This is a genomic window from Micromonospora lupini (assembly GCF_026342015.1).
GTDB lineage: Bacteria > Actinomycetota > Actinomycetes > Mycobacteriales > Micromonosporaceae > Micromonospora > Micromonospora lupini_B.
This window is the reverse complement of the sequence record NZ_JAPENL010000003.1, coordinates 752955-775477: the sequence shown is the minus strand read 5'-3', so window position 1 is coordinate 775477 and position 22523 is coordinate 752955. Positions and strand designations below refer to the sequence as shown.

General features: G+C 71.7%; 20 protein-coding genes. 9 read left to right on the top strand and 11 right to left on the bottom strand.

Translation table 11 applies throughout. The features are described 5' to 3' along the window. Positions 1 to 4: 4 nt before the first annotated feature. The 5 genes from OOJ91_RS31590 to OOJ91_RS31570 form a co-directional block, all read right to left on the bottom strand. Positions 5 to 406: a YciI family protein gene (locus OOJ91_RS31590; protein WP_266250831.1), complete on the bottom strand. Its 402-nt coding sequence runs from the start codon at positions 404 to 406 to the stop codon at positions 5 to 7. Between the two features lie 93 nt (positions 407 to 499). Next, a complete protein-coding gene (locus OOJ91_RS31585; RefSeq protein WP_266250830.1) occupies positions 500 to 2707 on the bottom strand; it encodes an alpha-galactosidase in 2208 nt (735 codons plus the stop codon). After that, positions 2704 to 3618, bottom strand: a complete 915-nt coding sequence (locus OOJ91_RS31580; protein WP_266250828.1) for a carbohydrate ABC transporter permease — start codon at positions 3616 to 3618, stop codon at positions 2704 to 2706. Before OOJ91_RS31580 ends, OOJ91_RS31585 begins: the two co-directional genes overlap by 4 nt. Beyond that, positions 3615 to 4571, bottom strand: a complete 957-nt coding sequence (locus OOJ91_RS31575; RefSeq protein ID WP_266250827.1) for a carbohydrate ABC transporter permease — start codon at positions 4569 to 4571, stop codon at positions 3615 to 3617. Before OOJ91_RS31575 ends, OOJ91_RS31580 begins: the two co-directional genes overlap by 4 nt. A 21-nt stretch (positions 4572 to 4592) precedes the next feature. Further along, positions 4593 to 5921 carry an ABC transporter substrate-binding protein gene (locus tag OOJ91_RS31570; RefSeq protein WP_266250826.1) on the bottom strand — a complete coding sequence of 443 codons (1329 nt, stop codon included), beginning with the start codon at positions 5919 to 5921 and terminating at the stop codon, positions 4593 to 4595. A gap of 287 nt (positions 5922 to 6208) precedes the next feature. Between OOJ91_RS31570 and OOJ91_RS31565 the strand changes: the two genes are divergently transcribed. The 4 genes from OOJ91_RS31565 to OOJ91_RS31550 all read left to right on the top strand — a co-directional run bounded on the left by OOJ91_RS31565 (position 6209) and on the right by OOJ91_RS31550 (position 11263). Further along, positions 6209 to 8200 (top strand): beta-galactosidase, encoded by a 1992-nt coding sequence (locus OOJ91_RS31565; protein ID WP_266250824.1) that lies wholly within the window; start codon positions 6209 to 6211, stop codon positions 8198 to 8200. A 37-nt stretch (positions 8201 to 8237) separates the two neighbouring features. Beyond that, a complete protein-coding gene (locus OOJ91_RS31560; protein ID WP_266250822.1) occupies positions 8238 to 9011 on the top strand; it encodes a DeoR/GlpR family DNA-binding transcription regulator in 774 nt (257 codons plus the stop codon). A gap of 119 nt (positions 9012 to 9130) precedes the next feature. Beyond that, the gene (locus OOJ91_RS31555) at positions 9131 to 10171 is read left to right on the top strand and encodes a HEAT repeat domain-containing protein (protein ID WP_266250820.1); all 1041 of its coding nucleotides are present in this window, start codon (positions 9131 to 9133) and stop codon (positions 10169 to 10171) included. Between the two features lie 126 nt (positions 10172 to 10297). Then, positions 10298 to 11263, top strand: a complete 966-nt coding sequence (locus OOJ91_RS31550; RefSeq protein WP_266250818.1) for a sporulation protein — start codon at positions 10298 to 10300, stop codon at positions 11261 to 11263. Between the two features lie 72 nt (positions 11264 to 11335). Here OOJ91_RS31550 and OOJ91_RS31545 read toward each other — a convergent pair whose 3' ends face one another. Beyond that, a complete protein-coding gene (locus OOJ91_RS31545) occupies positions 11336 to 11623 on the bottom strand; it encodes a hypothetical protein (RefSeq protein WP_439117159.1) in 288 nt (95 codons plus the stop codon). 396 nt (positions 11624 to 12019) lie between these two features. Between OOJ91_RS31545 and OOJ91_RS31540 the strand changes: the two genes are divergently transcribed. After that, entirely contained in the window at positions 12020 to 12439 is a 420-nt protein-coding gene (locus tag OOJ91_RS31540) for a hypothetical protein (RefSeq protein WP_051065919.1), read from the top strand. A 102-nt stretch (positions 12440 to 12541) separates the two neighbouring features. On the opposite strand, the gene OOJ91_RS31535 is transcribed toward OOJ91_RS31540, so the two are convergent. Together OOJ91_RS31535 and OOJ91_RS31530 are read right to left on the bottom strand one after the other, a co-directional pair. Then, positions 12542 to 14842: a HelD family protein gene (locus OOJ91_RS31535; protein WP_266250813.1), complete on the bottom strand. Its 2301-nt coding sequence runs from the start codon at positions 14840 to 14842 to the stop codon at positions 12542 to 12544. A gap of 187 nt (positions 14843 to 15029) precedes the next feature. After that, positions 15030 to 16145, bottom strand: a complete 1116-nt coding sequence (locus tag OOJ91_RS31530) for a LolA family protein (protein WP_266250812.1) — start codon at positions 16143 to 16145, stop codon at positions 15030 to 15032. An 89-nt stretch (positions 16146 to 16234) separates the two neighbouring features. Here OOJ91_RS31530 and OOJ91_RS31525 point away from each other — a divergent pair, with 89 nt between their 5' ends. Both OOJ91_RS31525 and OOJ91_RS31520 read left to right on the top strand, forming a co-directional pair. Continuing rightward, entirely contained in the window at positions 16235 to 16891 is a 657-nt protein-coding gene (locus tag OOJ91_RS31525) for a response regulator transcription factor (RefSeq protein WP_266250810.1), read from the top strand. 53 nt (positions 16892 to 16944) lie between these two features. After that, positions 16945 to 18336, top strand: a complete 1392-nt coding sequence (locus OOJ91_RS31520) for an ATP-binding protein (RefSeq protein ID WP_266251514.1) — start codon at positions 16945 to 16947, stop codon at positions 18334 to 18336. A gap of 25 nt (positions 18337 to 18361) precedes the next feature. Here OOJ91_RS31520 and OOJ91_RS31515 read toward each other — a convergent pair whose 3' ends face one another. Then, the gene (locus OOJ91_RS31515) at positions 18362 to 20050 is read right to left on the bottom strand and encodes a tetratricopeptide repeat protein (RefSeq protein WP_266250808.1); all 1689 of its coding nucleotides are present in this window, start codon (positions 20048 to 20050) and stop codon (positions 18362 to 18364) included. A gap of 57 nt (positions 20051 to 20107) precedes the next feature. Further along, positions 20108 to 20569, bottom strand: coding sequence for a MarR family winged helix-turn-helix transcriptional regulator (locus OOJ91_RS31510; protein WP_266251513.1), 462 nt, complete (start codon positions 20567 to 20569; stop codon positions 20108 to 20110). Positions 20570 to 20618: 49 nt separating this feature from the next. Between OOJ91_RS31510 and OOJ91_RS31505 the strand changes: the two genes are divergently transcribed. Next, positions 20619 to 21140 carry a VOC family protein gene (locus OOJ91_RS31505; protein ID WP_266250807.1) on the top strand — a complete coding sequence of 174 codons (522 nt, stop codon included), beginning with the start codon at positions 20619 to 20621 and terminating at the stop codon, positions 21138 to 21140. A 25-nt stretch (positions 21141 to 21165) separates the two neighbouring features. Further along, on the top strand, positions 21166 to 22089 hold the full coding sequence (locus OOJ91_RS31500) for a hypothetical protein (protein WP_266250806.1): 924 nt from the start codon (positions 21166 to 21168) through the stop codon (positions 22087 to 22089). An 80-nt stretch (positions 22090 to 22169) separates the two neighbouring features. Here OOJ91_RS31500 and OOJ91_RS31495 read toward each other — a convergent pair whose 3' ends face one another. Then, positions 22170 to 22349, bottom strand: a complete 180-nt coding sequence (locus tag OOJ91_RS31495) for a DUF4236 domain-containing protein (RefSeq protein WP_007457220.1) — start codon at positions 22347 to 22349, stop codon at positions 22170 to 22172. Positions 22350 to 22523: the final 174 nt, after the last annotated feature.

Sequence of the window (22523 nt, the reverse complement as noted above, 5' to 3'; positions counted from 1 at the left end):
CCCCTCACAACTCCTCGGTGGGCGCGGACATCACCGGGTGCACCTCGATCGGCATGTTCAGCGGCCGACCGCCGGGGCCGGGCGCCGTGGAGATGTACGCGGCCAGCTCCACCGCCCGCTGCGGGCTGTCGCAGTCGACGATCCAGTAGCCGGCGAGGAACTCCTTCGTCTCGGCGAACGGCCCCTCCGTGACGACAGGGGTCCCGCCCTCGCCGGCGCGTACGATCCGCGCCTGCTGCGGGCCGCCGAGGCCCTGCGCGTCGACCCACTCGCCGGCCGCGGTGAGCTTGTCGTTGACCTCTCCCATGAAGGCGATGTGGGCCCGGACCTCGTCCGGGGTCCAGGTGTCGATGCTCGGGAAGTCGGTCCCGGCGGTGCTGAACTGCATCAGCAGCATGTACTTCATGGTTCGCCCCTCACGTCCGCGCACCGTCGTCGGTGCTCTCACCCTGAGGTAGAAACACGCGGCACGGTTCTCGACACTCCGGCGCAAAAATTTCTAGCCGACCGCGTCGACCTCCAGCATGAGGCTCTGCTCCGGGTGCAACGCGGGTAGCTGCACACCGACCCGGGCCAGCGCCGCCCCGCTGAGCGTGACACCGGAGGCCAACCACTGTGGCGCGGACCTTCCGATTGTCTCCGGAGCGGGTACGTCCGCCACCTGTCGCACCCGGTACCGCCGGGCCGGGTCGAGGCCGGGCAGCCGTACCGCGCCGGGCACCTGCGTCACCGAGGTGGTCAGCCGGGCCACCGCGTACACCGCCCTGGTGTTGTCGTGACCGATCACGCCGTGCGCCCAGACGGCCGGGTCCGGGTGGTCGACCCGGACCACCCGCCCGGAGTGCAGCAGCGGGCGCAGCCGCTTGTGCAGCGCCACCCAGGCCGCCAGCTCGGCCTGCTCGGCGGCGCTGATCGAGGCGATGTCCCACTCGATGCCGTGGTGGCCGAACAGCGCGGTGGCCGCCCGGAAGCCCAGGTCGTGCACGCGGTGGGTGGTGTGTGAGCGTTCCGGGCCGATGTGCGTGCCGATCAGCTCCGGTGGCAGCAGCAGACCGGTCCAGCGTTGGATGCTGAGCCGTTCCAGGGCGTCGTTGCAGTCACTGGCCCAGACCCGGTCGGTGCGGGCCAGGATGGCCAGGTCCACCCGGGCGCCGCCGGACGAGCAGCTCTCGATCTCCACGTCGGGATGGCGGCGGCGCAGCTCGTCGAGGAGGCGGTAGACGGCGAGGGTCTGCCCGTGCACCCCGGGCCGGCCGTGGTGCCCGGCCTCGGTGAGGTCCCGATTCTGGTCCCACTTGAGGTAGCTGATGCCGGGATGGTCGCTGAGCAGCGCGTCGAGGCGTTCCCGCACGTAGTCGTACGCCTCCGGGCGGCCCAGGTCGAGCACCTGCTGGTTGCGCCAGGCCGGTGGCAGCCGTCCCGGCACGGCCAGCAGCCAGTCCGGGTGCGCGCGGAACAGGTCGGAGTCGGGATTGACCATCTCCGGCTCCACCCACAGGCCGAACTGGAGGCCCTGGCCGGTCACGTGGTCGATGAGCGGTTGCAGGCCGTTGGGCCAGACGCCCTCGTCGACGTACCAGTCGCCGAGTCCGGCGGTGTCGTCGCGCCGGCCGCGGAACCAGCCGTCGTCGAGCACGAACCGTTCCACGCCGAGGTGCGCGGCGCGGTCGGCGAGGGCCCGCAGCCGGTCCAGGTCGTGGTCGAAGTAGACCGCCTCCCAGACGTTGAGGGTCACCGGGCGGGGGGAGCGCGGGTGTCCGGGCCGGGCCCGCAGATGCGCATGGAGTACGTCGCTGAGACCGTCCAGCCCGACGTCGGACCAGACGGCGTAGAGCAGGGGAGTGTCGTACGCCTCGCCGGGGGCGAGCCGGATCTCGCCGGGCGCCAGCAGTTCGCCGCCGCCGAGGGTGGACTCGCCTGTGGGACACCGTTCGGCGACTGTGACGTGGTCGCCGCTCCACGCGGTGTGCACCGCCCAGACCTCGCCGTGGCCGAAGCCGAACCCGGCGGTGCCGGCGACAAGCAACAGCGTGGCGTCGTGCCCGGTGCGCCCGTGCCGGCCCTCGCGGACCCAGGCGCCGTGCTGCCACGGGTGCCGCTGTGGCGAGCGTTCCCGACACCAGCGGCCGGTCAGGTCGAGCAGTTCGGTGGCGACAGCCGGCACCGGAAGCACAGGCGTCAGCTCCCGCACCTCGTACGCGCCGTCGCCGTCGTTGCGCAGGCGGTGGCGGATGGTCAGCAGGCCGTGCGGGTCCAGCGTGATCTCGCTGGTCAGGGTCAGCCCGGCGGCCGGGTCCGACGCCCGCACGGTCAGCAGCGCCGCACCGGGCCCGCCGTGCCCACCGTCTGCCGGGTGTACGACCACCACCTCGCCGCCCGCGGTCAGGTGGCCCGGGTCGGTGCTGACGTCGCGCACGTCCAACCCGTCGAGGCGGAAGGAGGTGGACCAGTCCCGCCCGTCGCGGTGCCCGGCCAGTCCCGGTCGGCCGCTCCAGCCGGCGCTCGCCTCCGGCAGCAGGGACAGCGCGGGTGGCTCGTCGAAGCTGCTCGGCACCACGGGTGGCACTGTCGCGTCGGCGAGCTGACGCAGGGTGTCGTCGTCGAGGTCGCCGACGTCGCCGCCCCAGTGCACGACGCGGGGGAGCCCCGGGCCGCGCGCGTCGAGCACCAGGCTGGTCCGCGCGCGGCGCAGGTGGAGGATCGTCATCCCTTCGAGGCTCCCAAGGTCAGGCCCCGGACGAAGTGCCGCTGGAGCATAAAGAAGATCACCAGGGTGGGGATCGCGACGAGCACGCTGCCCGCCGAGACCAGGTTGTTGTCGGTGAAGAACTCGCCGCGCAGGTTGTTGAGCGAGCTGGTCACGGGGAATTTGTCGCCGGTGCGCATGAGGACCGTGGCCCAGAAGAACTCGTTGTAGATCCAGGTCACCTCCAGCGTGGCAAGCGCCGCCAGGGCCGGCCGGCACAGCGGCATGGTGACCTGCCAGTACTGTCGCCAGACGCTGGCACCGTCCACCATCGCCGCCTCGTACAGGTCGCGGGGCAGCGCCTTCATGTAGTTGCTGAGCACGAAGACGCAGAACCCGCACTGGAAGGCCACGTTGATCAGGATCAGGCCCCAGTAGCTGTCGTAGAGCAGCTCCGAGTCGCTCATGAACTCCGGCAGCGGCACCTCGGTGAACAGCCGGAACAGCGGAATGAGCAACGCCTGTTGGGGCAGCAGGTTGGCGGCGGTGAACACCCCGAGCAGGACGAGGTTGATCTTCCAGTTGAACCGGGCGATGACGAACGCCACGCAGGAGGCGAGGAACAGCGTCAGCAGCACCGCCGGCACGGTGATGTAGACCGAATTGAGGAAGTGCTTGCCGAACTCCGCCGTCCGCCAGGCGGTGACGTAGTTGTCGAAGGTCCAGCCGCCGAACGAGACGTAGCCGTTGGCGGCCGTGTACTCGTAGGAGCGCAGCGAGGTCAGCACGGCCCAGGCGATCGGGAAGATCCAGGCCAGCGACACGACGATGAGGAAGCCGTGCAGCAGCAGCCGCGCCGGGGTCAGCTTGCGGCGGCGGACCGGGATGTCGGTGCCATCCTCGGTACGCCGGGTCACTGTAGCGGTGCTCATTCCCGGTTCTCCCTCATCACGGTCGCCAGGTAGATGGTGATGAAGACAAGCGAGACGACCAGCATGATCGTCGCCAGCGCCGAGCCGAAGCCGATCCGGCTCGCCTCACCCACCACGTTCTGGGTGACCAGCGCGGAGATCAGCTCCAGCCCGTTGCGGCCCTTGTTGACCACCCAGACCAGGTCGAACGCGCGCAGCGACTCGATCACGGTCACCACCAGCACGATGATGTTGATGGGCCGCATGACCGGGAACACGACCCGGAAGAACGTCCGGCTCTCCGACGCACCGTCGACTGCGGCGGCCTCCCGCAGCGACGGGTCGACGCCCTTCAGACCGGCCAGGTAGAGCAGCATGATGTAGCCGACGTGCCGCCAGCTGGACGCGATCATGACCGCCCAGATGTTGACGCTTGAGTCGCCGTACCAGTCGACGTTGCTGCCGAAGACGGCGTTGATGAGTCCCTGGTCGCGGGAGTAGAGCAGTTGCCAGACGAAGCCGATGAGCGCCAGCGAGAGCACCACCGGCAGGTACAACGCGGTCTGGTAGAAGCGGCTGCCGCGCAGCTCCTTGTCGAGCAGCACTGCCAGGAACATGCCGAACGGGGTGGCGACCACGAACAGCACGGCCAGCCAGAGCAGGTTGTGCTGGATCGCCGGCACGAACGGCGGGTAGATGTTCACGACGTCGCTGTAGTTGCGGGCGCCAACGAAGTCGATCTCGTTAAGTGGGCCGATGCCGTCCCAGTCGGTGCCGGAGAGCACCACTGTCGCCAGCGCCGGCAGCCAGACGAAGGCGGTGACGAGCAGCAGCGGGACGAGCACCATCAGCGTGATGACCACGCGGTCGGTGCGGGACAGGAGCCGTAGCCGCCGGCGACGACCACCAGTTGAGGTGGTCGCGGCCGGCGGCGGCACGGCGCGATCCGCTTGGATCAGGGGCAGGTCGGACACGATGTCCTCCCCCTTCCGCCGTCAGTCAGTGAAGATCGACTTCTTCTGGTTCTCGATGGACGAGGTGAGGCCGTCGATGTCCTTGGGGTTCTTGATGAACTGCTGGATCGCCGGGATCATCACCGTGGAGGCGAAGTCCGGCCGGGTGTCGCGGTCGAGGAACTGCGCGATCTCGGTGGCCGACCCGACCAGCTCGGCGGCCTTCTTCTGCAGGGCTGTGTAGCCGCTGACGTCCGCGCCGGTGTTGGCGACCAGGGTGGTCGGGTCGCTCTTGACAGTGATGTCCCCGGCGGCCTTGCCGCCGAAGTACTCCATCAGCTTGCGGGCGTTGTCCTCGTTCTTCGGCTTGCGGGCCATCATGTAGCCGTCGATCGGCGCGTCGAGGGCCTTCGCCCCGATGGACGGGTCGATCTCCGGGAACGTGAAGAAGTCGAGGTCGTTCTGCTCGTCGTTGCTGAACTGCTGACCGACGAAGAGACCGAGCAGGTACATGCCGCTCTTCTTCTGCTGCAACGACTGCGCGGCCTCCTGCCAGGTGCGGCCGAGGCTGTCCGGCTGGTGCAGGGGGAGCAGGCCGGCCCAGGTGTCGAAGACCTTCTTGACCTTGTCGGAGGTCCAGGCCTCCTTGCCGGCCATCAGGTCGACGTGGAACTGGTAGCCGTTGATCCGCAGGTTGAGGATGTCGAAGGTGCCCATCGCCGGCCAGCCGTCCTTGTCGGCGAAGGCGATCGGAGTCAGGCCGTCCTTCTTCATCTGCGCGCCGAGCGCGGTGAACTGGTCCAGCGTGGTGGGCACCTGGTAGCCGTGCTGCTGCCAGACCGACTTGCGGTAGAAGACGGCCCACGGGTAGTACGACGCCGGCACGAAGTACTGCTTGCCGTCGTCGCCTGTGGACGCCTTCTTGAAGGCGTCGGAGTAGCCGGAGATCTTGCCCCACACGTCGCTGATGTCGCTGGCCAGGCCCTTCTGCGCGAAGAAACGCATCCGGTAGCCGGCGAACCAGGTGAAGACGTCGTCCGGCTTGCCCTGTAGGTAGTTGTTGATGTTCTCCTGGAACGTGTTGTGGTCGACCGTGTTCACCGCGACCTGGACGCCGGACGAGGTCTTGAACCCGTCGGCGACCTTCGCGAGGACGTCCTTGGGCTTCGGGTCGGACTGGTTGGATCCGAGCGACACGTCCTTGCTGGACCCGCCGGAACCGGAGTCGTCGCCGCAGCCGGCGAGCAGGCCGGTGCCGAGCAGCGCGCCCGTGCCGGCCGCACCGGCCAGCAGCGACCGTCGGTTGATGCCGGCGACGGAGGGCGGTACGAGCCGAGCCAGGTACTCGGCTTGGGATCGGGGACGGGACATGTGTGCCTCCTGCGGATGAAGAGGTGCTTACGCCCAAGGGCCGTCAGGGGTGGTGAAGAGCGTGTCAGGGCCTTGTGGATACGCATCGTGATCCACCGAGAATCCACATTGGCGAACACGATCGGCCATTGGGGCCTCAAGCTACCCCTCCGTAGGCCGCTGTCAAGAGGGCTGTTCGCCTCCGATAACCCACTCGTGATACGGCCGTTACGTGGTAAACGTTGTAAAGAAGTTCGATGTTGGAACCTGTTGACTTCCGTACGACGGCCGGTGCACCCTCAGCTGTCATGCGGCAATGGCAGGGCAACGGCATCTATTTCGGTGGCGACTACAACCCCGAGCAGTGGCCCGAGGAGACCTGGTCCGAGGACGTCGAGCTGATGCGTCGGGCCGGGGTCAACCTGGTCTCCGTCGGCATCTTCTCCTGGGCTCTGCTGGAGCCCACCCCGGGTCGGTTCGAGTTCGGCTGGCTGGACCGGGTCCTGGATCTGCTGCACGACGGCGGCATCCAGGTCGACCTGGCCACCGCCACCGCCAGCCCGCCGCCCTGGCTGGCCCGCGCGCACCCGGAGACGCTGCCCCGCCGGGCCGACGGCGTGATCCTCTGGCCGGGCGGCCGACAGGCGTACTGCCCCAGCTCCCCGGTGTTCCGCGAGCGCTCCCTGGAACTGGTGCGCGCGGTCGCGGGTCGGTACGCCGAGCATCCCGCAGTGGTCATGTGGCACGTCTCGAACGAGCTGGGCTGCCACAACGCGCACTGCTACTGCGACGTCAGCGCCGAGGCGTTCCGGGGTTGGCTGCGGGAGCGCTACGGCGACCTGGATTCGCTCAACGACGCCTGGGGCACGGCCTTCTGGAGCCAGCGCTACGGCGACTGGGCCGAGATCAACCCGCCGCGTACGGTGACGGCCTTCGCCAACCCCACCCAGCAGCTCGACTTCCTGCGCTTCTCCTCCGACGAGCTGCGCGCCCAACTGCGCGCCGAACGGGAGGTGCTCAAGACGCTTGTCCGCCAGCCGATCACCACCAACTTCATGATCGGCATGGGCGTCAAGCACATGGACTACCAGTCCTGGGCACCCGATGTGGACCTCGTGTCCAACGACCACTACCTGACCGCTGCCGACCCGCGGGCGTACCTCGGTCTGTCGCTCGCCGCCGACCACACCCGTGGCGTCGCCGGCGGTGACCCGTGGCTGCTCATGGAGCACTCCACAAGCGCGGTCCAGTGGCAGCCGCGCAACGTGGCCAAGCTGCCCGGCCAGCTTCGCCGCAACAGCCTCGCGCACGTCGCCCGCGGCGCCGACGGGGTGCTGTTCTTCCAGTGGCGGGCGTCGCGGGCCGGCGCGGAGAAGTTCCACTCCGCGCTGGTGCCGCACGCCGGTGCGGACACCAAGGTGTTCCGCGAGGTCTGCCAGCTCGGCGCGGACCTGAAGGCGCTGGCCGAGATCCGCGGCAGCCGGGTGGACGCCGACGTGGCGATCCTGTTCGACTGGGAGGCGTGGTGGGCGGTCGAGCTGGACTCGCACCCAAGCGTCGACATCACCTACGCCGACCGGATGGACGCCCTGTACGGCGCGCTGTGGCGGGCCGGCGTGACCGCCGACATCGTCCACCCGTCGGCCGACCTCAGCGGCTACCGACTGGTTCTGGCGCCCACCCTCTACCTGGTCCGCGACGCCGACGCCGACGCGCTGCGCAGGTTCGTCGAGGCCGGTGGCACAGCGGCCGTCACCTACTTCAGCGGCACCGTGGACCCCAACGACCACATCCGGCTGGGCGGCTACCCCGGCGCGTTCCGGGACCTGCTGGGCGTACGGACCGAGGAGTTCTTCCCACTGCGCGAGGGCGAGCGGGTCCAGCTCGACGACGGCAGCACCGCCGACGTGTGGACCGAGTGGCTGCACGCCGACGACGCCGAGGTGCTGGCGTCGTACACCGATGGGCCCTTGCCGGGGGTGCCGGCGCTGACCCGGCGGCCGGTCGGCGCGGGCGCCGCGTGGTACGTCGGCACCCGGCTCGACGAGCCGGCCACCGACCGACTCGTCGCCCGGCTGCTCGACGAGGCCGGCGTCCGCCCGGCGGCGCAGGCGCCGACCGGGGTGGAGGTGGTACGACGGCGCGACGGCGAGCGGAGCTGGCTGTTCGCGATCAACCACACCGACGCGGAGGTACGGCTCCCGGCGCACGGCGACGAGCTGTTGACCGGGGCGCGGTGTGCCGGTGAGCTGACAGTGCCGGCCGGCGAGGTGGCGGTCATCCGTGAGGATCGGACCTGATTCTGACGTCAGTCACGGTACGAAGGAGGTTTCCCCGATGCTTGCCCAGCAGCGCCAGACCGCCATCCTCGATCTGATCCGCCAGCGTGGCGGCGTGCGGGTGAGCCACCTGGTCAGCCGGTTCGGCGTGTCCGACATGACGATCCGGCGTGACCTGGAGGTGCTGGCCGAGCGCGGCCTCGTCGACAAGGTCCACGGCGGCGCGACACTCGCCGGGCCGGGCTCGGCCGAGGAGCCCGGGTTCGCCGCGAAGTCGATCCGTCAGCAGGCGGAGAAGCGGGCCATCGCCGAGCGCGCGGCGACGATTGTGGAGCCGGGGATGGCAATCGCGCTGTCCGCCGGGACGACCACCGCCGCGCTTGCCACCCTGCTCTCCGACGTACGCGGGCTGACCGTGGTGACCAACTCGATCCCGGTGGCCGACGCGCTCTACCAGAACCCGCGCGCCGACCAGACTGTCGTGTTGACGGGCGGGATCCGTACGCCGTCGGACGCGCTCACCGGTCCGGTCGCCGAGGCCGCGATCAGCGCGCTCAACGTCGACCTGCTCTTCCTGGGTGTGCACGGGATCAGCCCGCGTACCGGCTTCACCACGCCGAACCTGCTGGAGGCCGGCGTCAACCGTTGCCTGATCGGTGCGGCCCGTCGCCTGGTGGTGCTCGCCGACCACACCAAGTGGGAGACGATCGGCATCGCCACCATCGCCCCGCTGGAGGCGGCCGACGTACTGATCACCGACCGGGGGCTGCCCGCGGACGCGCGTACCGCGATCGACGAACAGGTCGGCGAGCTGCTGATCGTCGACCCGTGATCGACCCCAGGTCGCTGATGTGGGGGTGTCCCGGTCGGGCTGATACCCCGATATCGGCGATGTGGAGTTGATCAATAATGGGTGGCGGCTTCCACCGGCCGGTGGGCACCATTCGTGTCGTGGAGGCGCACGAGGTGGCGGAGCTGTTCGACCAGGCGGTGCGGCGACTGCGTCGCGTCGTCGACTCGGGCGGCGCGGACGACTCCGACGACGGCTCCGACCTGCTTGAGCAGGCGGCCAGCACGGGTGCGCTGGCCGTGCGGTTGGCGGTCGGGCACCTGGCCGACGCGGACCGGGTGGTGCGCGCTGCGGCGTGCGACCTGCTCGGCCTCACGAGTGCCGTGCACGGGGACGACCTGCGCAGCGACGCCGCGACGGCCCTGATCGCGCTTGCCGACACCGAGGCCGATCCCGAGGTGCACTTCTCGATCGCGCGCGCCCTGGGCGCTACCTGTGATGCCCGTGGCCTGCCCACCCTTGTCGCCCTCGCGGGCAGCCCCGACAGCGACGTGCGGTTCCAGGTCGCGGTCGCGGTGCCGGCGCTGCTCGACGACCCGCCGGCCGAGGCCGGCGAGGCGGTGTTGCTGAACCTGTGCACGGACGCCGACCCGACGGTGCGGGACTGGGCCACCTTCGGCCTCGGCTGGGTGAGCACCGCGGACGGGAACGCCGTCCGCCAGGCACTGTGGGACCGCACCCGGGACACCAACGACGAGGTACGCGCGGAGGGCGTCCGGGGCTTGGCGCGGCGACGGGATCCCCGGGCGCTTCCGCTGGTACGCGAGTTGCTGGCGCAGGACGAGGTCCACACGTTCACCTTCCAGGCCGCCGCGTACCTGGGGGACCAGTCGTTGCTGCCGCTGCTGGACGGGTTCGACCCCGCAGCGGACGGTGTCGCCGAGGCCCTGCTCGAGTGTGACCCGGAGCGCCGCGCTCGGCGCGACGAGTCGGTGTGGCGGATCCTCGAAGCCATTCACCGCCGCCGCCCCGATCTGCGGGCCACCGTCTTCGGTGAGCGGTGCGACCTCGGCCTGTATCTCGACGTCACCGACGGAGCGGACATCGCCGGCCACTGGTTCGCCGACGGACTGGTCATGCGGAGGGCCGGGAACGACCCGGAGCGGGCCGCCGACCTGGCCATCGACGATCTGGGCCTCTGATCGAGCATCGCCCGCACCGGAGCCGAGACGCTTCACAGCCACCTCACAGGGGTGCTGGATAGGGTGCCCGTCGAGTCAACGTCCGACTCCAACACAGGAGCGGTCGGCTGTCGCACAGGAGTTCCGATGGTCTTCAAGAAGATGTTGAGCGCGTTCGGTGTGGGTGGCCCCAGTGTGGACACCGTGCTGACCAACCCCAACACCCGGCCCGGCCTGACCCTCGACGGGCAGGTCAACCTCGTCGGCGGTGACAGCCCGGCGGCCATCGAGCAGGTGGTGATCGGTCTGGTCACCCGGGTCGAGGTCGAGGGCCACGACACGGAGTACGCGGGCACAATGGAGTTTCACCGGATGTCCGTGAGCGGCGCGTTCCAGCTCGCGCCCAAGCAGGAGTTGTCGATCCCGTTCCAGCTCCCGGTCCCGTGGGAAACCCCGATCACCGACGTGTACGGCCAGCGCCTGCACGGCATGACGATGGGCCTGCGGACGGAGCTGTCGGTGGCCCGCGCGGTCGACAAGACCGACCTGGACCACGTGGCCGTGCACCCGTTGCCGGTGCACGAGCGGATCCTGGAGGCGTTCCAGCGCCTCGGTTTCCGGTTCAAGCACGCCGACCTGGAGCGCGGTCACATCCGGGGCGTGCAGCAGACGCTGCCGTTCTACCAGGAGATCGAGTTCTTCGCGTCCCCGCAGTACGCGGGCACCATCAACGAGGTCGAGCTGACCTTCGTGACCAATCAGCGCGGTGCCGAGGTGATCCTGGAGTGTGACAAGCGGGGCGGCTTCCTCAGCGCCGGGCACGACGCGTTCGGCCGTTACCAGGTGTCCCATGCCGATGTCGACCGCGTCGACTGGGCGCAGGTCGTCGACGGGTGGCTGCGCGAGACGACGTCCCGTTACGGAAGCCTGCGCTCCCAGTACGGCCACGGCCACGGGCATGGCCGCGGGCACGGCGGCATGGGCGGTATGGGCGGCATGGTGGCCGGCGCCGCGCTCGGCGTCGCCGGCGGGATGATCGCCGGCGAGGTGATCGAGGACGCCTTCGAGGGGGACTTCGGCGGCGATTTCGGCGATTTCGGCGGCGACGAGTAGCCGCGGGTCCACACACGACGGCAGTGGCCCCCGGGAGAAGTCTCCCGGGGGCCACTGTTCACGTGCGGGGCGTCAGCGCCCGCGCATGGTCCGCTCCTTGCCCGACCGGCGTTCGGAGCCGGCCTTCGACAGGCCACGGCTGACCAGGTAACCACCGGTCAGAATGGTCAGGAACAGCCAGGCCCGGTTCGGGTCGTTGATGTTCAGCCCGTTCGCGGTGGTGCCCTTCCAGAACGCGGCGATCACCACGAGCGCGACGGCAGCGGCGTAGACCCAGAATTCCGTCGTCAGGAACGCCTGCTTGGTCTCCGTACCCGGCGACGGCATCGGGTCTCGGTGCCCGTCGTGCATTGCCGGCATCTGCTGCGTCTCCCGCATCGAAGCGGGGTTCTGCACGTCCGACATCGGCCGGTTCATCGGCCGGGTGGAAGCAGCCTGCGTGCTCATCTGGTCCTCCTCAGGATGCGATGAGTCGTACCTGCGTTCCCTCGCCCCGCTACCGCGTTTCGGCCACGGCACGGTTCGCGTTCACGGCGGGGACACCCCCCGACTACCCGAGGCCACCGACCAGGTAACACGTCCTGCGGCCGGAAAAGAATCGGCGCTGCCTGTTCTCAGCGCGGGCACACGGGCGGGCCGCGACAGCACGGCCCAGTGCGCCGGATGTCCGTTTCCCGGTCACCCGGTGCGCTGCGGGTTTGGCCGACGGGCGACCGGGCACGCAGTCAGTTCCACAGCTTCTGCGAGGTGATGAACGTGCGTGAGGACGACATGCGGCAGGAGGCCGCCCGGCGGGCCGAGAATCGGATCGCCGGCGGCGTGTACGGCGAGGGCGCCCTCGACGAGGTGACACTGCCCCGTACCGACATCGAGAGCCAGATCCAGCGGGACGACCCGTTCGATCCGGCGAAGGAGCGGGTCGACCCGCAGGTGCTTCGCGACGGTGGCCCGGTCGGAGGTCAGGGCGCGGTGACCACCACCGGCGGCACTGCCGGCCCGGCGAGCGTGCGTCGGGTGGCCCGCCAACCGGAGCGACACCCCGGCAAGGTGGCCCCGACGACGACCGGGGACGCCACCACCGGCGGTCTGAGCACCCCGATGGGCGGCGGCACCAGCGACCAGTCCACGTCCGCCACCGGGCCGGCGAAGTCCATCAGGGACAAGGCCGGAGACTGACCCGCTGCGGCGCCCCGTCCTCGGGGCGCCGCACGCCTCCCGGCACCTCGATCATGAGGTGGACGGGGGCTTCGATCATTCGGGCCCCCGTCGACCTCATGATCAACCTACGGGGGCGGGGCGCAGGACGCCGAGGCGCTGGGTGGCCCTGGTGAGCGCGACGTACAGGTCGCTGCGCCCGCGCGGCGACTCGGCCACCATCCGGTCCGGGTCGACGACAAGCACCGAGTCGAACTCGAGCCCCTTGGCCTGTGCGACAGTCAGCACGACCACGCGGCTCTCCAGCTCCGGGTGCTCGCCCACCGTGGCCTCCGGCAGCGCGGCTGTCAACGCCGCGCCGAGCGCGTCCACCCGGCTGGCCGGCACGATGACGCCCAGCCGGCCCTCGGCCAGCCCGGCGGCCTCGCGCGTCGCCGCCGACACCAGCTCCGCGGGGAGCTGCTCGCCGGGCACCGCCCGGTCCCACGGCGGTACGCCGCTCTCGCGCACCGAGCGGGGCGGCCGCAGCGTCGGGTCGATCTCGGCCAGGACGTCGGCGGCGACGGCCATGATCTCGGCCGGCGTGCGGTAGCTGACAGTCAGCTCGGTCAGCCGCCAGCGCTGCGCCACGTAGGGGGCGAGGGCATCGGCCCAGGAGGGCGTCCCGGCGAGAGCGCCGGTCTGCGCGACGTCCCCGACGATCGTCATCGACCGGCTCGGGCACCGCCGCATCAGCAGCCGCCACGCCATCGGCGACAGCTCCTGCGCCTCGTCGACAATCACGTGGCCGAACGCCCACGTCCGGTCGGCGGCGGCGCGCTGCGCGGTGGTCAGCCGGTCGGCCTCCTCCTGCCGTTCCAGCAGCCGGTCGGCGTCGATCAGGTCGGTCACGCCGAGGATCTCGCCGCCCTCGGCCTCGTCCTCGACGTCGATCGAGCGGGAACCCCGGGCGATCTCCAGCACGCCCTCGGCGTACTCCCGTTCCATCATGCGGATGCGGTCCCGGCGGGCGGCGGCGGCCCGCTCGTCCTCGCCGAGCAGCTCGGCGGCCTCGTCCAGCAGCGGCACGTCCGCGGGCGTCCACCCGCCCGGCTCGCGATGCAGCCGGGCCCGCTCGTCGTCGGTGAGCATCGGCGCGGCGATGGCGATCCGGTCCGGGTCGGCGTACAGGTCGGCGAGCAGGCGCTGCGGGGTGAGCACCGGCCACAGCCTGTCGAGGGCGGCCTGGATCTCCGTCTCCTCGCGCAGCTCGCGGCGGATCTCGGCGCGGTCGGCCTCGTCGAGCAGGTTGTCCCCGCCCAGCGGGTCGGCGCCGATCCGCTCCGCCACCTGGTCGGCGAGCGCGTGCACGATCTCCACGTCGAAGAGCGCCCGCGCCAGGTTGTGTGGCCGGTCGGTGCGGCGCACCCGGTCCCGAGCGGCGCGGACGGTCTCCGGGTCGAGGGTCAGCACCTCCCGCTCCACCTCGATCTCCAGCGGCTCGTCCGGCACCCACTGCCGGTCCCGGACGGCGAGCGCCAGCACCTCCGCGAGCACCGCACGACCCTTGAGCGCCGCCGTCTCCGCCGGCTCGACGCGCTGGGCGCTCACCCCGGGGAACAGATCACCCTGGGTACGCAGCAGCACGCCCGTCTCGGCAAGTGTGGGCAGCACCTGGGAGATGTAGCGCAGGAATGTCGCGTTCGGACCGACCAGCAGCACACCGCGGCTGGACAGCTCCCGCCGGTGTGTGTAGAGCAGGTACGCCGCCCGGTGCAGCGCGACAGCCGTCTTGCCGGTGCCGGGGCCGCCCTGGACCACCATGACGCCTGGCAGTTCGGCGCGGATGATCCGGTCCTGCTCGGCCTGGATGGTCTCCACGATGTCGCGCATCCGGCCGGTCCGACCGGCGTTGAGGGCGGCGAGCAGCGACGCCTCGCCGGTCAGCTCCTCGTGCCCGCCCGGCGAGGCGCTCCCGATGTCGAGCACCTCGTCGTTGAGCCCTGTCACCTTGCGCTGGCGGGTGCGCAGGTGCCGCCGCCGGCGTACGCCCTGCGGGTTGGCGGCGGTGGCGAGGTAGAACGGACGCGCTGCGGGGGCCCGCCAGTCCATCAGCAGCGGGTCGTAGTCACCACTGGTGTCGAAGATCCCGATCCGGCCGATGTAGCGGCGGGAGTCGTCGTCGCCGTCGAGCCGGCCGAAGCAGAGACCATTCTCCACTGCGGAGAACTGCTCGACCTGGTCGGCGTACATGGCCACCGAGCTGTCGCGCTGGGAGCGGTCCTGCAGGGTGCCGCCGGTGTTGCGCAGCGCGTCGGTGAGCCGGTGGGCGGCCTGCTCACGCAGCCCGTCCAGCCGGCCGTAGAGCATCGAGACGTACTCCTGCTCGCGGCCGATCTCGTCGTCGAGCGGCAATTCACCGGTACCGCCGGAGTGCCTTGACAAGCCGTCTCCCTAAAGATTAGAATGCCTTGCAGGAACGGCTTTTAATGCCGTTCTTTTTTGTGCCCTCGAATTGTTGAAGATAGCGCGGTCCGCCGGCTGTCACCAAGCCGACCGGGCCGATTCACGTCACACAACGACGAACGCCGGGCCGACCAGATGGTCGACCCGGCGCGAGAGCTTCGGGACGTCAGCCGCGAGCGACCTGGTAGAGCCGCTCGGGGGTGACCGCTCCGGCGAGCACCCGACCGTCGTCGGTGAGCAGCACGCTGAACAGCTTGCCGGTGAGCAGCCGGCCGCTGCCCCAGTCCCCACGGACCGCCGGCAACCCGCCGAGCAGCTTCGACAGGTCCGCGTCCGGCGCGGCACCGGCCGGCTTACCGGCGACCGCCTCGCCCGGGGTCCCGTCGAGGCGCGCGACCAGGACGGTGGTCCAGCCGTCGCCCACGGCACGCACCTGCGGGTCTGCGCCCCGCGCGGCCTGTGCGGGCCGGCCCGCCGAGGGCCGCTCGGCGGTCTCCTCGGTGACGGCCACGCCCGGTGGCGGGTTGAAGGCGAACTGGTCGGCGTCGGGCCGCCGGTAGTCGACCTGGGTGAAGGCCATCTCGAACGCCGGCTGGTCGCTGCCCTTGGCGAGCACCTCGAAGCGCAGCGGCACGTGCTGCGTCGCGTCGATGGCGATCCGCAGCTGGTGCACGAGCGAGTCACCGTCGCGCGGCTGGAGCACCAACTCGTACGCGTCCCGACCGGCGACGGTGGCCGAGCGGCCGACGCTGACCTCGGTGCTCGGGTCGATCGCGCCCAACGCCAGGTCGGCGGCCTCCTGCGGGGTGGCGGGGAGACTCGGCGTCGCCGCGTGGCCCGGCTTTCCGGCCGTGCCCGCGTCGCCGAGCGTGCGGTGGCGGGCGGTGTTGCCCCGGCTCTCCCAGGTCCACAGGTCCCGGTCGTTGCGGATCACGTCCTGCTCGCCGAGGGTGTCCAGCAGCGCGACGCGCTGCCGCTCCGGCCCGGAATACCAGACCCGCAGGGTGTGCGTGCCGGTCAGCAGGGTCGTCAGGTCGTTGCCGGGGACCAGCCCGACAAGCGGCGGCAGACCGAGGTCGGCGCGCTGCACGACAGTCCCGGACAACCCCTCCAGCCGGGAGGTCTGAAGATCTACCAGAAGCTGGGCTGCGGTACGCGGCGGCAGGCTCGGCTCCGCCTCGGCGGCGAACGTGCCGATCGCGGCGCCTCCGCCGATGACGGCGACGCCGGCGGCTGCCGGGACCAGCCAGCGCAGGACGGGACGGCTTCTCAGGATCGACATGGTGGGCACCTCCTGCCCGCCATCCTGCCCCCTCGGCCCTGTGAACGCGCTGAGGACGCCGGCATTGACCCGGGTGGCACCCTTGAGCCGTGCGGTTGTTGGTGGTGGAGGACGAGGCCCGGCTGGCGGCTGCCCTGCAACGCGGTCTGCAGGCGGAGGGGTTCGCTGTCGACGTGGCGGCGACCGGCCCGGCCGGCCTGGACGCTGCCCGGCACGGCGAGTACGACGCGATGATCCTCGACGTGATGCTTCCCGGCCTGTCCGGCTACGAGCTGGTCCGCCGGCTGCGCGCCGAGCAGCACTGGCTGCCCGTCCTGATGCTCTCGGCCAAGGACGGCGAGTACGACCAGGCCGACGGCCTGGACTGCGGCGCCGACGACTACCTGACCAAGCCCTTCTCGTACGTGGTGCTGCTGGCCCGCCTGCGGGCCCTGCTGCGCCGGGGAGCGCCGGAACGTCCCGCTGTGCTGACGGTCGGCGACCTGCGACTGGACCCGGCCCGCCGACGGGTGACCCGCGCCGACGCCGAGGTGGCGTTGACCGCGCGGGAGTTCGCGTTGCTTGACTACCTGATGCGTCGGCCCGGCCAGGTGATTTCCAAGATCGAGCTGCTGGACCACGTGTGGGACGCAAGCCTGGAGACGGCACCCAACGCGGTCGAGGTGTACGTCGGCTACCTGCGCCGCAAGCTCGGCCGGGACCGACTGGAGACCGTCCGGGGCGCCGGCTACCGGCTGGCGACGTGACACCTGACGACCCGGTGGGCGGTCGCTGGGCCCGCCGGCTGCCCGGGTGGGGTCTGCGCGGGTTGGGCCTGCGCGGGCGGCTCACGGCGCTCGGCGTGGTCGGTCTCACCGTCGGGCTGGCGCTCGGCGGGGCGGTGCTGCTGGGCGCGCTCGGCTTCGTGCTCCAGCGCACCGTGGACACCGAGGCGTTCCGTACCGCCGACGCGGTAGCCCTGCTCGCCGCCGAGCACGCGCTGCCCGACCCGCTGCCGGTGGCCGGCGGGCAGGTCCGGGTCCAGGTGATCGACGCGCAGGGTCGGATCCGGGCCGCCTCGATCGACGCGGACCGGCTGGTCCCGATGGTCCGCCCCGAGCGGTTGGAGGCCGGTCGCCGGCAGAGTCTGGTGGCGCCGGCGGAGCGGGTCGGGCTCGCCGGCCCGGTCCGGGTGGTCGCCGTGCCCGCAGGCACGGAGGCCGATCCGCTCACCGTGCTGGTCGCCCGGTCGATGGCCGACGTCCGGCACGGCACGCACGTCGTACGGACCATCCTGTTGGTGGCGTTCCCGCTGTTGGTGGCGGTCCTGGCCGCGGTGGCGTGGCGGGTGGTCGGCGCGACGTTGCGTCCCGTGGAGGCGCTGCGCCGGGGCGCCGAGGAGATCACCGGCCGCGCGGGCGGCGACCGCCTGCCGGTGCCGGCCTCCGCCGACGAGATCCATCGGCTGGCAATCACCCTCAACGGCATGCTGGACCGGTTGGAGTCGGCCCGGACCCGGCAGCGCACGTTCGTCTCCGACGCGGCACACGAGCTGCGCAGCCCGCTCACCAACATCCGCACCGAGTTGGAGGTGGCCCAGCGGCTCGCCGACCGGACGGACTGGACGGCGGTGACAGTCAACCTGCTCGCCGACACCGAGCGGTTGAGCCGGCTGGTCGACGACCTGCTGCTGCTGGCCCGCCTGGACGAGATGCCACCGGCCCGCGGGGTCGGCCCGGTCGACCTGGGCGCGCTGGTGACCGAGGTCGCCGAGCGGTATCCGTCGCCGCCGGTTCTCCTCGTGCCGCCGTCGGGCCCGCTGTGGACGGCCGGGAACGCGGCCGAGCTGCGGCGGGTGCTGTCGAACCTCGTCGACAACGCGGTCCGACACGCCCGGAGCAGCGTGGTCCTCACGGCCGAGCCGCACCGGGAGGCCGCGTACCACCTGGTGACGGTGACCGACGACGGCCCGGGGATTCCGGCGGCCGACCGGCGACGGGTCTTCGACCGGTTCACCAGGTTGGACGACGGCCGGGGCCGCGACGGCGGCGGCGCCGGCCTGGGCCTCGCCATCGTGTGGGACCTGGTCCGCCGCGCCGGCGGCACCATCACCCTGACCGACGCCGACGGCTCGCCGGGGTTACGGGTGTGTCTGCTGCTCCCGACGCTGCCGCCCGAGGACCAGCGGGGACCGGCGGTCGACACACCATGACGAAGGTCGCCAGCCGGTCGGGACGTCAGCGGCGGCGGGTGCAGACCTGGTCGGCGCTCGCGACGGTGTCGGTCGACCAGACGACGGCCACTGTGAAGCAGTAGTCGTTGGCGCGGTTCAGCGCGTAGACGATGTAGGTGTCGGTGCCGGCGGGCAGCGTGGCGATGGCCGTCTTCTCCTGCCCTGCCCGGCCGGCCGACACGACCACCGGCCCCTCGCCGCCGGCCGGATACGTCCAGCTCAGAGCGATGTTGTCCCGGTTGTCGCGCAGGCTCACCGTGCCCGGAGGGGTGCCGGGTGCGGCTACCGGCGCCGTCGCGCCGGCGGCTGCGGTGCCGGTGGCGGCCGGCGCGCCCGTGCCGGTCGGGCCGGCGCTGGGGGAGCCGTTACCCGGCCCGGGTTTCGGGTCGTCCCCGTCGCCGACCCGCGCCACCCCGGCGATCACCGCCGCCGTGCCCAGCAGCACCACGACGACGCCGGCCACCAGCACCGGCACCAGCCGGTTGCGCGGCGGCATCTTCGCCCGGTGCACGGGCACCGGCAACAGCCGCGACGGCGTGTACGGCTCCAGCGGCGCGTACGGCTGGGTCGGTGGGTTCGGCTGGGCCGACGCGCCGGGACGGTGCAGCCGGTAGACGCCGGACGCCTCCTCGACGCCGCCGGTGAACCCGGCCACCGATGGGGGCACCGGCGGGACGGTGGGGTGCGGGGCGGGGTCGTCGTACGTCGGGTCCGGCGGCCAGCGGAAGTCCGGCTCGTCCGTCGGGTCGGGCGGCGGCCAGCGGAAGCCCGGCGACCCGTCCGGCTCGTCGGCCGGGACCCGGGGGTTCGGCACCGAGCCGACCCCGTGCGCGGCCCATGACTCGTCCTCGCGGTCGGCCGGAGCGGTCACCTCCTCCTCGACCTGACGCGGCGGGGACGCGGGTGGGTGGTAGGCGGACTCGACAGGTCTGTCGCTGTGCGGCGCGGTACGCGCGGCCGGCACCACCGGAACGTCCCGCTCGGCGGGCGCGTCGTCGGCGCAGGCGTGGTCGGGGTTGGCCGCCGCCCGGGCGAGAGCGGCCACCTGCGACGCCAGTGGATCATCGGCGGCCAGGTGCTGCCGGCACAGCTCGCGGGCCAACGCCAGGTTGTCGTGCGCCTCGGCGAACTGCCCACAGTCGCGCTGCATGGCGCCGAGCCGGGCCAGCATCTTGATGCCGCTGGGGTGACCGTCGCCGTACACCTCGCGGTGCAGCTCCCAGGCGTCCTGGAGGCGGTCGCGGGCCACCGTGCACTGGCCGCGGGCGTACTCGACGGTGGCCAGGTCGGCGTGCGCGGCCAGCACCCGCAGCGACTCGGGCCCGTCCTGCGCGGTCAGCTCGATGATGACTTCCTGGTACAGCCGGGCGGCCCGGGAGTGGCTGCCCACCCGGTGCAGCACGGCGGCCAGGGTAGCCGCGGCGGCCACCGTGCGAGGGTCGGAGCGGCCGTGCAGACGGGTGGTGGCGGCGTACGCGAAGGCGGCCCAGCCTCGGGCGGAGTGCGGCTCGCCGAGGGCGACGAGCACCCGCGCCTGGAGGCTGGCCGCCTCGGCCAATTCGGGTGTGGCGTTGGCCGGGCGGGGGTCGGCGTCGGTGAGCGCGTCGGAGAGCAGCCGTTGCGCGCCGGCCACGTCGCCAGTGGACACGAGGTGGTGCGCCTGGTCAGTCAACTCGTCGAAGCCGGAGGACACGCCCCATCGTGCTCATCCGACGACGGTAAGTACAAGACCCGCGCCGGTGCCGATCGGTCAGGATCTGGTCAGGTGCTCGGCCAACGTCTCGCTGATCCGGCGCAACTGGTCGACCTGGGCCGGGCTCAACGCGTCGAACAGGTGTCGGCGTACCCCCTCGACGTGGCCGGGGGCCGCGGCCGCGAGGATCGCGAAACCCTCGTCGGTGAGCACCGCGATCTGCCCGCGCCGGTCGGTGGGGCAGTCCTCGCGACGCACCCAGCCGGCCGCCTCGAGGCGGGCCACCGCGTGCGAGAGCCGGCTGCGCGACGACCCGGCCGCCTCGGCCAGGTCGCTCATCCGTAGTTGCCTACCCGGTGTCTCGGAGAGCCGGACCAGGATCTCGTAGTAGGCGTGCGGCATGCCGGCGTCGCGTTGCAGCTCGCGGTCGAGCGTGTCCATCAGCGCGCGTGAGGCGGCGAGGAACGCCCGCCAGGTGCGCTGCTCGTCGGGGTCCAACCAGCGGGTCATGACGACCATCATACCCGCGATGGTTGAACGCTCAACCAAATGGCGCTAGCCTGGGATCATGGGTATCCACCGGCTCAACCACGCGGTCCTCTACGTCAGTGACCTCGCCCGCAGCGTCGCCTTCTACCGCGACGTGCTGGGCTTCCGCCCGGTGGCGATGACCCCGGACGGTTTCCGGGGCGCCACCTTCCTCCAGGCCCCCGACTCCACCAACGACCACGACCTCGGCCTGTTCGAGATCGGCGCCGCCGCCGGGCGGTCCACCGCCGGCCGGGCCACCGTCGGGCTCTACCACCTGGCGTGGGAGGTCGACACCCTCGACGAGCTGGCGGCCACCGCCGAGCGGCTCACCGCCGCCGGGGCGCTTGTCGGCACGTCCGACCACGGCACCACCAAGAGCCTCTACGGCCAGGACCCGGACGGGCTGGAGTTCGAGGTGGTCTGGCTGGTCCCGGCCGACCGGCTCGACGACGGCGCGCTGGCCGCCCGCAAGCGCATCGGCCGGCTCGACCTGGCCGCCGAGCGGCAGCGCTACGGCGGGCAGACCCGCGGTGGTGTGGGGATCTCCGTGCCGGCCTGAGCCGGCCATAGGGTAGAACGGACCGATGCCGACCAACCGGACCACCGACTTCCTTCGTGAGCTGCTGGTCCGCCAGGTGGCGACCTGGCTGCCCGCCGCCCTGCACCGCTCCCGGCGGGCAACAGTCGCGCTGGCCTGGGCCGGCGCCGACGGCGGCGGGGCAGAAGCGGTGCTGCGGGTGGTCGCCGGCCACGCCGCCCAGGTGCGCGGTCGACAGGTGACGGTGCTGGTGCTCGCCGACGGCGCCGCCGACCTGCCGGCCCGGCTCGGGCCGATCGAGGCGGAGCTGCCGGCCGAGGTGACGGTGCACCTGCTGCCCGGCGGGCCGGACCGGCTGCCGGTCGCGGTGAAGGCGGGCGGCGCGGCCGGTTCGCCGCTGTTCTGCTTCCTGGACCTGCCCGGCGAGGTGCCCCCGCGTCTGCTCGACGCCGCCGCCAACGGTCGCACCGGCGAGGTGCTGCTGCACGCCGGCAGTGCCACCCGCGCGGCCCTCGTCGCCGCCGGATTCCCGCTGGTCGCCGAGGTGGCGCCGGTGCTACCGGCCGACCCCTCAGGTGACGCGGCAAGTGCGGCAGGTGACGCGGCGGCCGGCGTGGTCGCGTTCGGCAGCCGCTCGGACCGGAGCCTGGAGGCGGTCCGTGAGGCGCTCTGGACGGTCGGCGCGGAACTCGGCGTGCGCTACCGCGACCCCGCCGACCCGGCGGCCCCGCCTGTCGACGTGGCCGGGGAGCCGGCCCTGGAACCGCTGGCCCGCCAGTTGCTGGCCGAGCTGCGCCACGGTGGGCCGCGGCCGGTCACCGAGCTGCGCCGGCACACCCTCACCGCGACCGTCTATCGTGCCGCGGACGCCAACCGAGCGCTCACCGATCTGGTGGACGCGGGCGACGTGCGCCGCGAGCGCGACACCGGCCGACTTGCCGGCGACGAACTCATCACCCCCACGCCCTGAACCGGCGGCCCCGGCCCGGTGGCGCAGACGCCGAGCGGGGTGCCGGTGAATCACCGGCACCCCGCTCGACTCCCGGGACGCTACGACCGGGACTTGTCCTGCTTCCAGGACAGCGGACCCGGCAGGTCGACGCGGTGCGCCCGGGCCTTCGAGTTCCAGGACCAGCGCCCGATCTTGATGCTCCACGAGGAGAAGCCGTTCTCGGTGAAGTTCAGGATCAGCGGACCGATCTTCTTGCGCTTGCGAAACATGAGGCCCATCGGAGGACTCCCCTCGTCACCGTTCCCTGCCGTGTCGAGATCGAACATTCCCGAACGGGCGAATTCCGAAACCCTCTCCTCGTCCCGGTTGGACGGTGACGCCGTCCGCTTCGGCAATCTCTATCCACCAGGTAGGTGTTGCGCGGCGGTAAACACTGCTCGGGGCGCTTCGCC

Coding starts and splice junctions, on each gene's coding strand:
- OOJ91_RS31590 (WP_266250831.1), bottom strand. CDS start 406: ATGAAGTACATGCTGCTGATGCAGTTCAGCACCGCCGGGACCGACTTC.
- OOJ91_RS31585 (WP_266250830.1), bottom strand. CDS start 2,707: ATGACGATCCTCCACCTGCGCCGCGCGCGGACCAGCCTGGTGCTCGAC.
- OOJ91_RS31580 (WP_266250828.1), bottom strand. CDS start 3,618: ATGAGCACCGCTACAGTGACCCGGCGTACCGAGGATGGCACCGACATC.
- OOJ91_RS31570 (WP_266250826.1), bottom strand. CDS start 5,921: ATGTCCCGTCCCCGATCCCAAGCCGAGTACCTGGCTCGGCTCGTACCG.
- OOJ91_RS31565 (WP_266250824.1), top strand. CDS start 6,209: ATGCGGCAATGGCAGGGCAACGGCATCTATTTCGGTGGCGACTACAAC.
- OOJ91_RS31560 (WP_266250822.1), top strand. CDS start 8,238: ATGCTTGCCCAGCAGCGCCAGACCGCCATCCTCGATCTGATCCGCCAG.
- OOJ91_RS31550 (WP_266250818.1), top strand. CDS start 10,298: ATGGTCTTCAAGAAGATGTTGAGCGCGTTCGGTGTGGGTGGCCCCAGT.
- OOJ91_RS31545 (WP_439117159.1), bottom strand. CDS start 11,623: ATGCCGGCAATGCACGACGGGCACCGAGACCCGATGCCGTCGCCGGGT.
- OOJ91_RS31530 (WP_266250812.1), bottom strand. CDS start 16,145: ATGTCGATCCTGAGAAGCCGTCCCGTCCTGCGCTGGCTGGTCCCGGCA.
- OOJ91_RS31510 (WP_266251513.1), bottom strand. CDS start 20,569: ATGGTCGTCATGACCCGCTGGTTGGACCCCGACGAGCAGCGCACCTGG.
- OOJ91_RS31505 (WP_266250807.1), top strand. CDS start 20,619: ATGGGTATCCACCGGCTCAACCACGCGGTCCTCTACGTCAGTGACCTC.
- OOJ91_RS31500 (WP_266250806.1), top strand. CDS start 21,166: ATGCCGACCAACCGGACCACCGACTTCCTTCGTGAGCTGCTGGTCCGC.
- OOJ91_RS31495 (WP_007457220.1), bottom strand. CDS start 22,349: ATGGGCCTCATGTTTCGCAAGCGCAAGAAGATCGGTCCGCTGATCCTG.